Origin of the sequence: Shewanella sp. BC20, from assembly GCF_003129585.1 — a bacterium.
Lineage (GTDB): Bacteria > Pseudomonadota > Gammaproteobacteria > Enterobacterales > Shewanellaceae > Shewanella > Shewanella seohaensis.
The window spans coordinates 304,205-317,576 of the sequence record NZ_NHRI01000001.1; the positions used below are offsets into that span (position 1 = coordinate 304,205).

General features: G+C 46.8%; 10 protein-coding genes. 3 read left to right on the top strand and 7 right to left on the bottom strand.

Annotation, left to right across the window (positions count from 1 at the left end; genetic code table 11):
- The first annotated feature begins 138 nt into the window (after window positions 1-138).
- Both CBX96_RS01260 and CBX96_RS01265 read left to right on the top strand, forming a co-directional pair.
- A complete protein-coding gene (locus CBX96_RS01260; RefSeq protein ID WP_086904376.1) occupies window positions 139-513 on the top strand; it encodes a cytoplasmic protein in 375 nt (124 codons plus the stop codon).
- Window positions 514-840: 327 nt separating this feature from the next.
- A complete protein-coding gene (locus tag CBX96_RS01265) occupies window positions 841-1,053 on the top strand; it encodes a hypothetical protein (protein ID WP_011623515.1) in 213 nt (70 codons plus the stop codon).
- A 37-nt stretch (window positions 1,054-1,090) separates the two neighbouring features.
- On the opposite strand, the gene CBX96_RS01270 is transcribed toward CBX96_RS01265, so the two are convergent.
- The 3 genes from CBX96_RS01270 to aceB all read right to left on the bottom strand — a co-directional run bounded on the left by CBX96_RS01270 (window position 1,091) and on the right by aceB (window position 4,949).
- On the bottom strand, window positions 1,091-1,459 hold the full coding sequence (locus CBX96_RS01270; RefSeq protein WP_011623516.1) for an acyl-CoA thioesterase: 369 nt from the start codon (window positions 1,457-1,459) through the stop codon (window positions 1,091-1,093).
- A gap of 374 nt (window positions 1,460-1,833) precedes the next feature.
- Window positions 1,834-3,156: an isocitrate lyase gene (aceA, locus tag CBX96_RS01275; protein WP_086904378.1), complete on the bottom strand. Its 1,323-nt coding sequence runs from the start codon at window positions 3,154-3,156 to the stop codon at window positions 1,834-1,836.
- A 143-nt stretch (window positions 3,157-3,299) separates the two neighbouring features.
- Complete coding sequence (aceB, locus tag CBX96_RS01280) at window positions 3,300-4,949, bottom strand: malate synthase A (RefSeq protein ID WP_011626816.1); 1,650 nt, start codon at window positions 4,947-4,949, stop codon at window positions 3,300-3,302.
- 834 nt (window positions 4,950-5,783) lie between these two features.
- Between aceB and CBX96_RS01285 the strand changes: the two genes are divergently transcribed.
- Window positions 5,784-8,255 carry a TonB-dependent siderophore receptor gene (locus tag CBX96_RS01285; protein WP_109285437.1) on the top strand — a complete coding sequence of 824 codons (2,472 nt, stop codon included), beginning with the start codon at window positions 5,784-5,786 and terminating at the stop codon, window positions 8,253-8,255.
- Window positions 8,256-8,322: 67 nt separating this feature from the next.
- Here CBX96_RS01285 and CBX96_RS01290 read toward each other — a convergent pair whose 3' ends face one another.
- The 4 genes from CBX96_RS01290 to CBX96_RS01305 all read right to left on the bottom strand — a co-directional run bounded on the left by CBX96_RS01290 (window position 8,323) and on the right by CBX96_RS01305 (window position 13,156).
- Window positions 8,323-10,092: a monovalent cation:proton antiporter-2 (CPA2) family protein gene (locus CBX96_RS01290; RefSeq protein ID WP_086904598.1), complete on the bottom strand. Its 1,770-nt coding sequence runs from the start codon at window positions 10,090-10,092 to the stop codon at window positions 8,323-8,325.
- Window positions 10,093-10,315: 223 nt separating this feature from the next.
- Entirely contained in the window at window positions 10,316-12,043 is a 1,728-nt protein-coding gene (locus CBX96_RS01295) for a GGDEF domain-containing protein (protein WP_109285438.1), read from the bottom strand.
- 63 nt (window positions 12,044-12,106) lie between these two features.
- A complete protein-coding gene (locus CBX96_RS01300; protein WP_086904596.1) occupies window positions 12,107-12,319 on the bottom strand; it encodes a hypothetical protein in 213 nt (70 codons plus the stop codon).
- A gap of 45 nt (window positions 12,320-12,364) precedes the next feature.
- Window positions 12,365-13,156 carry an SAM-dependent methyltransferase gene (locus CBX96_RS01305; RefSeq protein WP_037415991.1) on the bottom strand — a complete coding sequence of 264 codons (792 nt, stop codon included), beginning with the start codon at window positions 13,154-13,156 and terminating at the stop codon, window positions 12,365-12,367.
- Window positions 13,157-13,372: the final 216 nt, after the last annotated feature.

Sequence of the window (13,372 nt, forward strand, 5' to 3'; positions counted from 1 at the left end):
ATTAACTGACTCATTTTTAACCAAAAACACTTGTAAAAACTGTGATTTAACTCGGGCGATATCAGCGCAATTAATGATTGACCGAATTCAAAAACGATGCCTATGATGGCAGCAACATCCTCAACAGGTAGGTACGCTATGACAGCAATTACTCATGTATATAACTACACAGTTAGATGTCCGCATTACAAAGATCCCGAACATCCAGTGAGTTGGTTAAACCACATCGAATTAAACCAATCCAGTGAAATTGCCTTAAACCGTATCACCAAATGGCACGAACTCTCAGGCAGTAAATCCTTCGAAACCAGTAAGTTTGTAGTCCGCAAAGCCGACAATGAAGAAGCCTACTTCTCCATGCAAAGTGATAGGCTTAAAAATGATGGTCATGCGCTGGTCACCTTTAAAATCTTCCTCGATACCTGCTGCGACGATGCCGCCCCAGAAGAAATTATGCAGCACCTGATTGATGACTATCAGCAGCGTTTAGCGAAACTCGACCAAGCCTCATAATCTTTTGCTTGGGAGTCACATGTCACATAAGCGGTTAATCGCTAAGTGAAATAGTAACAATGCCAGAGTTAATACTCTGGCATTTTGTTTTACTCACCTTGTTAACCAATCCATTCTAAACCGTCACTCATCCGCCACAGACCCACGCCTCGTTAACTTGGATGAAGACATTTCATCTTTACTCAAGCAAACTTATGCATTATCTCTCATCTAATAATTGGGCTACAAAGATTGGAGCTCCGATAATTGGATTTTCAGATTATTAAGGCGCGGTACAGCAGTATTTGGTATCTTGCCTAACAAACGTGCGTTATCAGGATGAGTACAATGAAAAAAGCGATGCTGTTAATACTACCACTGCTACTGGCCACCACAGCCTGCGCCGATTTAAAGGATGCGGGTCGCGCCATTGGCACCACCACTAAAGATGTGACGAAAGAGATTGGTCACGCCACCCGCGACACCACCAAAGCCATTGGTCATGCCTCACGGGATGCGGTGAAATCGGTCAAAGAAGAACTAACAGAAGATTCAGAGTGACGCCCATGCGTCACTCTGCTTTATCGGAGCTCAATCCTTAGGCCGCATTGGCTCGAATACCATGGGGCACGGGTAAGCCCTGGGCATTCACGTTTACAAACACCATCTTATCGATACTAACTACTGGCGCTTGCGTCATCTTATTACGTACTTGGCAACTGACCGTAATGGAACTGTGCCCAAGGCTGACAAGCTCCAAACCAAATTCCAACACATCCCCTTGGCGCGCCGGCGTCATAAAATTGATTTCAGAAATCAGCTTAGTCACATGGCTGGAGCTCTTCATCTGGCACGCAGCAAAGATGGCCGCCTCCTCGTCAATCCAACTCAATAACTGGCCGCCAAATAGGGTATTTGCAGGATTTAAATGTTCAGGTTTGACTAAACGACGACTGTAATATTTCATGACGGTGACCTCACTGTGAATGCCAAGTTTTACAGCCAATTCACAGCATTATTTAGGCCAAGATAAATAGCCATTGAATAACAATGAGATAGAATTAAGTTATTGTAAAACGGTTAAAAAATTGCACCAACTCGAGTCAGAGTTGCACCAGAATAATCAATTAGATAAAAAAATAGCGACTCAGAGAGTCGCCAAGCTCAGGCAAGCAATGTATTGACTGGGTAGGAAGTTAAGTCACAAGGTTTGACTTAAAAACCCGTGCAGCACATGTAGGCGAACTGCACGGGGGACAACAGCTGCAATGCAGCTAAACACAGGGTTTACGGGTACAACATCTTACGGGTAGAACCTATTCGCGATACAACAGACTTCGCTTAAAACTGCTCTTCTTCGGTCGAGCCAGTCAGTGCCGTCACCGATGAATGACCGCCTTGGATCACTGTGGTGACTTGGTCAAAGTAACCAGTGCCCACTTCCTGTTGATGCGCGACGAAGGTGTAGCCTTTCTTCGCTGCTGCAAACTCAACTTCTTGAACTTTCTCAACATAATGCTTCATACCTTCACCACGAGCGTAGTCGTAAGCCAGGTCAAACATGTTGTACCACATGTTATGGATACCCGCTAAAGTGATGAACTGATACTTGTAGCCCATGTCCGACAACTCTTGTTGGAAGCGCGCAATCGTCGCGTCGTCCAAGTTTTTCTTCCAGTTGAACGAAGGTGAACAGTTGTAGGCCAGTAATTGGTCTGGGTACTGAGCATGGATTGCCTCAGCAAAGCGGCGTGCTTCTTCTAAGTCAGGCTTAGCGGTTTCACACCAAATTAAATCCGCATACGGTGCGTAGGCGAGACCGCGAGAAATCGCTTGGTCCAGACCCGCTTTTACGCGGTAGAAACCTTCACTGGTACGCTCGCCAGTCACGAAGTCACGATCGTATGGGTCGCAATCGGAGGTCAATAAATCCGCTGCGTTCGCATCGGTACGAGCGATAACTAAAGTTTCAACACCGCTCACGTCGGCGGCAAGACGCGCCGCAACTAACTTTTGTACCGCTTCTTGGGTCGGCACTAATACTTTACCGCCCATATGGCCACACTTTTTCACTGAGGCTAATTGGTCTTCAAAGTGCACACCAGCGGCACCTGCGTCGATCATCGACTTCATCAGCTCGAACGCATTCAGTACGCCACCAAAACCCGCTTCCGCATCGGCAATAATCGGCAGGAAGTAATCGACAAAGTTTTCTTCTTCCGGATTAACCCCATTGCTCCACTGAATTTGGTCAGCACGACGGAAAGAGTTGTTAATACGGGCGACGACTGCTGGCACTGAGTTTGCTGGGTATAAAGATTGGTCTGGGTACATAGTGCCCGCTAAGTTAGCGTCGGCCGCCACTTGCCAACCAGACAGGTAAATCGCTTCGATACCGGCTTTAGCCTGTTGTACCGCTTGGCCGCCAGTCAGTGCACCTAACGAGTTCACATAACCTTTTTTTGCACCACCGTTGACTAAATCCCACAGTTTAGCGGCACCGCGTTTGGCAATGGTGTTTTCGGGTACGATAGAACCACGAAGTGCCACAACTTCCTCTGCAGTGTATGGGCGACGTACGTTTTTCCAACGTGGATTCTCAGCCCAATCTTTTTTGATCGCGTCAATCTGTGCCTGACGTGAAGTCTGTGTTGCCTTAGTCATAGTGTCACTCCTTTCTCTGTGATGTTGTAGCAAGTGAAGCTGCCCCACAGCCTCACCCTGCCCATTGGTTTAATTGGCGGCTTGGCCGCCATAACGCATTCCATGTAAACGCATTCAGTGTTACAGCATTAAAACGCTAATCATTAAGCCGTTAACATCTCGTAACCGGGTAAGGTTAAGAAATCGACCAACTCATCCGAAGTGGTAATATCCTCAAGCAATACAGCTGCTTGGGTAAATTTTCCGTGGGTGAATCTGTCACCGCCCACTTCTTTTTTCACATTTGCTAACTCTTCCACCAGCATGTCCTTAAACAATTGTTTAGTGACGGGTTTGCCGTTTGAGAGTGACTTGCCATGTTGGATCCATTGCCAAATCGAGGCGCGGGAGATTTCCGCCGTTGCCGCATCTTCCATTAATCCGTAAATCGGCACACAACCGTTGCCACTGATCCACGCCTCAAGGTATTGCAGAGCGATGCGAATATTCAGGCGCATCCCTTGCTCTGTACGCTCACCATCACAGGGTTTTAATAACTCAGCGGCGAGGATCGGTGCATCCACATCACGGGTGATATGCAATTGATTTTGATGATCTTGGCCTATGTATTCGTTAAAGATCCCCATTGCCGTATCCGCAAGACCTGGGTGAGCGACCCAAGTCCCATCATGACCATTGCGAGCCTCAAGCTCTTTGTCCTTACGTACCCGTTGCAACACGGTTTCGTTCTGAGCGGGATCCTTCGCTGGAATAAAGGCCGCCATGCCGCCCATCGCCAGTGCGCCACGTTTATGGCAGGTTTTGATCAGCAGTCTTGAATAGGCGCTTAAGAAAGGCGTATCCATGGTCACCGCTTGGCGATCCGGTAATACACGGTCGCTATGACGTTTTAATGTTTTGATATAGCTGAAGATATAGTCCCAACGACCACAGTTCAGCGCGACAATGTTTGAGCGTAATTCATAGAGAATTTCGTCCATTTCAAACACTGCGGGTAAGGTCTCAATCAAACAAGTACATTTGATTGTGCCAGGCTGTAGGCAAAATCTTTCTTCAACAAAAGCAAACACTTTTGCCCACCAACGCGCTTCAATATGGCTCTCGAGTTTAGGAATATAGAAGTAAGGACCACTGCCCTTCGCCAGCAATTGGCGATAGTTATGGTAAAAGTACATTGCAAAGTCGAATAACGCGCCGGGAATGGACTGCTGGTTAAATTCAACGTGCTTCTCTTTTAAGTGCAGGCCACGCACACGGCAGATTAATACCGCAGGATTTGGGCCTAACTTGTAGTGTTTACCGGTTTCAGGCGCTGTGTATTCAATCTCACCGCGCACGGCATCACGTAGGTTAATCTGACCTTCCACGACTTTCTGCCAGCTCGGTGCTAAGGAGTCTTCAAAATCCGCCATAAACACTTTGGCATTGGCATTAAGCGCATTGATCACCATCTTACGTTCGACGGGACCGGTGATTTCGACACGGCGATCGAGTAAGTCATTCGGAATGCCGCGGATCTTCCATGCGCCGTCACGAATTGCACGAGTCTCGGGTAAAAAGTCAGGCAAAGCCCCTTTATCGATACGCGCCTGTCTATCTTTACGTTTGGCGAGTAAGGTGGGCACTTCTGTCGCAAATTCACGGCAAAGTGACTCAAGCAACGCCAGCGCGCCTTCGGTAAAAATCACCTCCTGCCCCGGGATGGTATTTCCCACTAAGGCCAGAGTGCCATTCGCAGTGGCCTTATTCTGTGTCGAATTCAATTGCTGTTCACTTAAAGTGTGTTCCGTCATCTTCTCGCCCTCCCAAGAGGCTAACCTTTTGCTCGTTTACGACCCGTTACCAGCAAAGACATGAGTAACATGTACAAACATTCACCACAAAACATTCAAATGTTCGTTTAGAACCAAAACTTACAGACAAACATTTGTATTTGCAACTATCCAAAAGTGCCATAACCGCTAAAAAATTTGACCAAAAAACCTCTCAAAATTGGTCTGACCAAGACACAAAAACCAGCACAACTAACTGATAAACAACAACTTTAAAATTGTTAACTAAATAAGATTTTTCTTATCGTGAAATTTGTCAGACAACTTTACCACTACAAGCGCAATGTAATTTTATACGTAATTTAATTACCTATTGAAAATTTAAATGTACAGCATTTTTAGCCTATTCGACCTAAGTAGAAAGCAGTGCGCGTTTTGAACTCCACCCGGAGGAAAGCGGTAAAAATCAACAAAACCAATCAATTAACAAAATAGAAACATATTAAAAATTTAAACACTCGTTTAACTATTACGTTTACGTAAACAGTCGAACAAGTAAGGGGAGAGTGACAGGGATCACGGGTTATGTTTCTCGATCAAAAACCCGAGTCGATATGGTTAACCCAAAAAATAAATCACTTTTTTATAAAAAAAATGAAACAAATTAGAATTCTGACCACGTGTTGCTTCAAATGAGTGCAGCAAGTGATAGTGAAGGTCTTTATCCCAACACTGTTAACCGTATTTCATATGTAAAGATAACCAAGGTTCATAGTCTTTTAAGTGCCAAACAAGGGGTTGCAAACTAGATGAAAATCATTATCATTCGCGACCTTTCTGATTGGGGGACTTTCAATGCCAGTATTACAGCCTGTATTTCGCTTATCGCTTATTGCACTCGCCTGCCTCAGTGCTTTACCACACACAACCTACGCCGATGACACACCTTCAGCTCGCGATGAAAACGTCGAGCGTATAACGGTATATGGCAGACAAAACTCTGTGGTGAAAAACTCAGGACTTGCGACTAAGTCAGATATGTCCTTAATGGAAACCCCTGCGGCGGTTGTTATCGTTGACCAGGAGCTGATTAACAGCCAAGGAGTCGACAATCTGCAGGACTTGATTCGCAATATCAGCGGGGTGACTCAAGCGGGCAATAACTACGGCATTGGGGATAACTTAGTGATTCGCGGCCTCGGCGCAAACTACACCTATGACGGCATGTATGGTGGTGCCGGCCTTGGCAATACCTTTAACCCCACTCGCTCCCTAACCAATGTGGAATCCGTGGAGGTTTTAAAGGGGCCAGCGACTGGACTCTATGGCATGGGCAGCGCGGGCGGCGTGATCAACCTGATTGAAAAGAAACCGCAATTTGAATCCAAACACAAAATCACCACAGAAGTTGGCCAGTGGGATACCTACTCGCTCGCCGTCGACAGCACGGGTGGAATTACCGATGATCTTGCGTACCGCTTAGTCGCCAAAACCGCCCGCAGTGAAGGCTACCGTGATTTAGGCGCCGACCGTGATGAAGTGTTCGGCTCACTCAAATGGGTATTAAGTGACAGCCAAGATCTGATGCTATCCGGCGCGTATATCAAAGACGCCATTGCCGTTGACTCCATCGGCCATCCAATCCGTATCTACAATGCCGATTCTGTCGGTGGCAAAACCGCGGGCGAAGTCACTTGGCAAGATTTGATTAACGATCCTAAAGGTCAAGGCATACAGCTAACCGATGAGCAGCGTCAGCAATTAGTGGCGTCACTCGCCAGTGGTGATGGTTTAACTCCCTACTCCTTCGGTGACGCGGGATTAATTTCTCCCATGGCAAAGGATAACGAAGGTGAAGAATTAAGGTTCAAGCTGACCCACAATATCTACTTTACCGATAATCTGTTCCTCAACCAGCAGTTGCAATATCGCGACTACACCACAGGTTTTGCCCGTCAAACAGGGGCTTACAACTATGTGTATTGGAAGCGTAAAATCAAGGTTGGTGGCGTATCGACTGATGTGATTAACGAAGATCCCCGCGCGCCACTGGTTGAAAATGGTGTGCTCTATCCCTTTGCCGCCAGACGTCAGGAATACCGCCAACTCGATGCCGAAGAAACCTCATGGCAGTATTTTGCCGATCTACGTTACGACTTCCAAATCGGCAATATCGACAACGAATTACTGGTGAATGCTAACTACGAAGACCGCAACATTCGCCTCGAGCAATTCTCGATTTACGATGCAGATCAAGTCATTAAAAACAAACAAGGCGAAGTGATTTACCGTGGTTCGCTACCGTACATTTACGATATCCGCAATCCAAATTGGGGAACGGGTAAATTTGCCGACTACGATCCACTCAAAACCGCCAACTACAACAAAAAAGTCAGCGCTTGGGGCTTAGGCGTGCAACATGTGGGTTATTTAGGTTATGGCTTTACCACCCGTGTTGGCGTGGCCTTTAACGAAATCAAACAGAGCTATGAGCACTTAGGTGTGGATGAGCGCTACAGCGCGAGTCAAGCGAGCCCCACTCCAGAGGAAGATAGCAAAGATAACGGTGTGACCTACAACTTGGGCTTAACCTATATGCCCATTGATGATTTATCATTTTTCGTCAATCACTCAAAGGGTCGCACCGCCTATAGTATTTTAGGTTCAATCACGGGGGAAAATACCGACCGCGAAGACTCAGAATCCGTTAGTAACGATCTCGGTATGCGCTTTAAAGCCTTTGACGATCAGATGCTAGCATCACTGGTGTTCTTTAAAAGCTCACGCACTAATGTGCCTTACAACAACCCAGACTATAACGCTGGCGTGTCAGGTGCCGAGGTGCCCGTGTACTTTTACGATGGCAGCGAAGATACCCAAGGGGTCGAGTTGGATCTCAATGCCCACTTAAACGATAACTGGCGCATCAACCTTAACGGCATGTATCAAGACGCTAGGGATAAACAAAACCCGAATGACAAAGCCAACTACGACAGCCGTCAAAAAGGTGTGCCCTATGTGACCGCCAGTGCTTGGGTAACCTATGGTGCAGACTGGTTTGCCTTAACAAGCCCTATTGAGCTGAGTTTAGGCGCCAAGTATGTGGATGATAGAAGCACACACTCAAGCTCATTTGGCATCCCAGATGGTTATGTGCCGAGCTACACCTTAGTGGATTCTGCCATCAGCTACGCCACCGACTCTTGGAAGTTACAATTGAATATCAACAACCTATTCAATAAAGACTATTACAGTAAGGCGATGTTCCTCGGTGGCATGCCAGGCGAAGAGCGTAATGTGAAACTGCAATACAGCTACAGTTTCTAAGCGTTTTCCTTAAGCCCATAAACAACAAGAGAGCCCATTGGCTCTCTTGCTGTTTTAGCTGGCAGACTTAACTGACGTTTTCCCGGTCGCCACGCATCAGCGACTCCAACTCAGCTTTCCCCTTAGTGGATAAATCAATCAGCTTGGCTAAATCATGCTGATGGGCAGCACTGGCGATCACCAGCTTTTTATCGTGCTCAGCAAAAATCTTCACCCTTTCATTGGCTTGTACCTGTGATAAGCCTAAGCCCTGCAAAATCTTCTCACTGGCGGATAAGGCCGAACCAAAGGTTTCACGGAACACATCGGTCACCCCAAGGCTCATTAATCGATACGCGTGGTTACGGTCACGCGCCCGAGCGACAATATTGATATGGGGAAAATGGGTTTTCACCTGTTGGGCGATTTCAATCGAATCCTCAACATTATCAACGGCCAGCAGCAGCAAGCGCGAGCGCGCAATCCCCGCCGACATCAACATATCTAAACGTCTGGCATCGCCAAAATAGACCTCACCGCCGTATTTGCGGATCACATCCACATGGCTGGCATCTTTATCTAAGGCCACAAACGGAATGCCCGATGACGCTAAAATACGACCAGTGATCTGCCCTACTCGTCCAAATCCGGCGATCACCACCTCAGATTCAGTCACATTAATGGTATCGGGCAAACGTGTATCCACCACCTTAGGTTTAGTGGCTCTAAATAGTGTGAAAATCATCGGTGTGACTGCCATGGATAAACCAATAGCTAACACTAAGATTTGGGCGATTTTATCATCCACTATGCTGGATAATTGCGCCTGCGACAGCAGCACAAAGGCAAACTCACCGCCCTCTGCCAAGATAAGCCCTAGGGCAATACTCGGGCGCCATGTATGGTGGCGCACTCGACCAAGCAGCATCAGCACTAGGGTCTTAATCAGTAACATGCCCAGCAAAATCGCGAGGATAAGTAAGGGATCGGTTAAAAACAGCTTGAGATCCATACTCATGCCCACCGCCATAAAAAACAGCCCTAGCAGTAAGCCTTTAAAAGGTTCGATATCGGTTTCGAGCTGATGTCGGTAGCTGGAGTTCGCCAGCATAATTCCGGCTAAAAACGCCCCCATACCCGCCGATAGCCCCAGCCACTCCATCAATTCGGCGCTGCCCATCACCAGCAATAGTGCAAAGGCGGTTAACACTTCACGAACCCCGCTACTGGCAACGAGTTTAAGTAACCGCGGCAACAGATATTTACCCACTAACACAAAGCCCACTAAGGCCACACAGGTCCAATACCAAGGCACCGCATGGTGCTCAATCTGGGCCGAATTAGGCGCAAGGTAAGCGGTTAATAGCAACATGGGGATCACGGCGAGATCTTGCATTAACAACACCCCAAAGGCATCGCGGCCCAGCGGGGTGGTCAGCAGTCGATGTTCGCTCATCAACTGCACCGCAAAAGCCGTCGATGACAAGGATAACGCCGCGCCAACCACTAATGCTGCCTCAATGGATAAGCCAAATCCCCAAGCTAAACCGCCAATTGCCGCCCAAGAAAGGAGTAACTGACCACTGCCGAGACCAAAGATGGCGCTGCGCAGCTCCCATAACTTGCTCGGATTGAGTTCAAGCCCGAGCACAAACAGCATCAACACCACACCCAGCTCGGCAAAATGCAGCACGGCTGCGGGATCAGACACCAGCGCCATGCCTCCTGGGCCTAAAATCACCCCAGCAGCGAGATAAGACAGAATCGGTCCTGCGCCAAAACGTTTGCCCAAGGGTACAAAAATCACCGCGGCCAATAAAAATAACAGTACAGAAGTGAGCAGACTCGACTCTTCCATTAGGGCTCCACAACATTAGCAAAAGGCAAAAATAGGGGTATGACCTTAAGCGAAAAAAGCTTCGGCTACCGCTGGCAATCATACTCTAGTTAGGCAGGAAAAAGTGTGAAAAATTGACCTAAAAATCATTGAGAAAACGCAAGGAATAACCGAAAAAGCGAAAGAAGAAAACCGCGTTACATTAACCTAAACAGCCAGTTACACAGACAATACAACTCGTATCCTACTGCCTTGGCAACTGGCTGGTAATATTGGTGGCGCGTTTATCGGAGGCTAAAGCGTCCTCATAACAAAATACACTGTTACGACCATTCGATTTTGCGGCATACAGCGCCATATCGGCACGGTGCAGCAGAGGATCTAAGCTTAAGTCTTCTTTTGTCATACCGCTGACCCCAAAGCTCGCGGTGATAGTAAATTTATGCCCCGACAGATGCGTATCAATGGCTTCGATTCGGCTTCGGCATTGTTCGGCAACTTCCATCCCCTTAGATTCATTGGCGTAAGGCAAGAATAGTGCAAATTCCTCACCGCCAATCCGAGCAAACACATCACCATTGCGCACATGGGGTTTTAACGCCTCAACGACTTTTTTCAGCGCCCAGTCACCCGTACCATGGCCGTAGGAATCATTAATCCGTTTAAAATGGTCTAAGTCGAATAAAATCACGCAAAAATCGCCCCCTCGGGCAGCGGCTTGCACAAACAGATTTTCACCCAGGTCTTGCCCTGCACCACGGTTAAGCACGCCCGTCAAAGCATCCATTCTGGCCATACGCATAAAACGCCGTTTTTGCAAATTGCCCACGACTAACAAAATCGCGAGGAAAAACAGCCCGCCCACTAATATCGTGATAAACATCAGCATATTAGTGTACTCGCGCTCTTTTACCGTTTGCTGAGCGATGTAAAGTTCACGCTCTTTATTCAGCAAGTTGATTTCACGCGCCTGCTCATCGGCATTAAACTTAGCCGCCTGATAAGCAAGGGTTTTCATCTTCGACTCATCAAAAATCAGTTGATTATAATGTTGCTCTTTTCTGGAGTATTCATAGGCTTGTTCAAATTGTTTGTCCGCCGCCATCAACTCGGCAAACACTTTGTAGGCAATATGCTTATGTTCGATATAACTATTGTCATCGGGAAATGTGAGCACTTTAACAGCGTGACTTTTTGCTTGCACCAGTTCACCCGTTGCAAAGTAATTTTCGGCAAGTAGTGCATGCACATGGCTGATTTCTAATTGAAATTGAAAAGCTTCATACCCTTTTAACGCTAATAGCAAAATCGCTCTCGCGCCTAAATAGTCACCTCGCTCCTGCAATACCATCCCTTTGCCTTTCATCGACATAGTCGCCAAAAGGGGAAATTGTTTCGCATCACAATATTCACGGCTATCTTCGAAGGCATCGAAGGCGTCAGGACTTTTTACACCGAGCAAGTAAATCGCCCGCAGCAATTTGGCATGGCAAATATCGCGAACATCGGTTTCCTGAGCGAGTTGTAACACCTTATTGGCATAGAGGCCCATATCGCTATAAGCGTCCATTTCAGAATAAATATTGGCAATTCTTAGATAGGAGTGACGTTTAATCGTAACATCATCGATATTCACCACTAGGGCTAATGCTTTGGCAACTGCCGACAAAGCTTTGTCATAGTCACGCATCCCTATATATACCGTGGCTTGATAGCTATAAACCGATGCTAATAATTCAGAACTTGTGATTAAGGTTTCGGCCTGATGCAGATCGTCTAAGGCTTTGGCATATTCACTGACAAAAATATAACTAATGGCTCTGTCAATTCTTAGTCTGCCTTTTTGTGTCGGGGTTAAACTGCTAAATGCGGTCTCATATTCGGCCAGTTTTTTCTGCGCAGCGCTAAGATCTGATTGCAGTAATACATCAAGCTCATTGAGTGCCTGATCAAAATCAAGAGAGTTAGCCATCAATGCTGTCGAACACAAAGCAAAGATGGCTAATAGGGCACAACGTAACCGTTTCAAGATAAGTTAATTATTACCATGATTCACTAATAAGAAGGCTTGATAGTCTTGGTCGCCACTTAAGGTTTTGAGCTTTTCCATATCCCCAGTCATTACAGCGTTAATTTCTTCATCAGTTAATCCGTGGGCACGCATCACCGCCTCGGGATTCTGTTTATAGTCTTCCATTAACTGCGCATCTTGGCCTAGCTGGGTAAAAAAATCCGATAATGCAGACATGTTTTTTTCCTTATTGTTAATAATGACTCAGTATCACACTTCAATTTAGCCCAAATCTTCGGGACCGATCCCTAACTTAGCCAAAATAGCATAGTTGTACTCTAGCTTTTTTGCTGGCGGAATTAACAACGTACTAATCGGTGTTAAGTGTGCTTGGGGTAAATTCGCTAAAGGTAAACGCTCGATACGTGGGGCTTGGATTGGCAAATTAGCCGCTTCGTAGATGACTACCTCATGGTCGAGGGGATACCATTGATTCAACTGCTCCACGAGGATCTGCAACCTATCACTCGAGGTATGAAATTGGGTTAGGGTATGTTCGCCCGCAATCGCGATTTGCCAGAGTAATAAGTGGGTAGTGGGATCGGGCACATGGTTGAAAAACATAAACTGGCTAGCTTCAAAGCTTTGATGCCCGGAGTTGCCAGGGTCAATCCCTAAGTCGGCCCACAGGCAAGCTTCGGCCGAAATCCCCGGCTCCATCTTGGCCGAAAACCCTTCTGCCTTGGCGCGAGTGATAGCCATATGGGATACACAGGCAAACACGCCCGGATGACCATAGAGTGCACACACGGTTTTTTTACCCGCTCTCACCGCATCTAGAATGGCATTGACCATTTGCTCGTAGGTGTCCCGACGATTTTTAACTTCACCATTTTGCGCATAAAACTGCTGCAAATTGATGACATTGGAGTTGAGCTTCGTCAACCAACGCTGCGAGAAACCGTCGGGTAAGAGTGAAAATACAATATCGGCATGTTCAATATAGCTGCGGCTTAATACGCTAATTTGTCCCGCGAGCTGTAACCCCGTACCCACACAAACGAGTGATCCCAATGGTCTCTCCTAAAAATGCACTGTCGCAGGCTTATTGATGAACTCAAACCGTCACCTTGATAGCAACCGCTAACCCCTATGCTACCCCCTAAAGTAGCGAAAAAATGCTAACACCATCAAAGTAAAACATTTTCACAACTTTACCCATGTTTTCACAACATTGCTACATGACTATTTCGACTTTGCTTAACTTTACGGTTTTTCAGCGCAATTTAC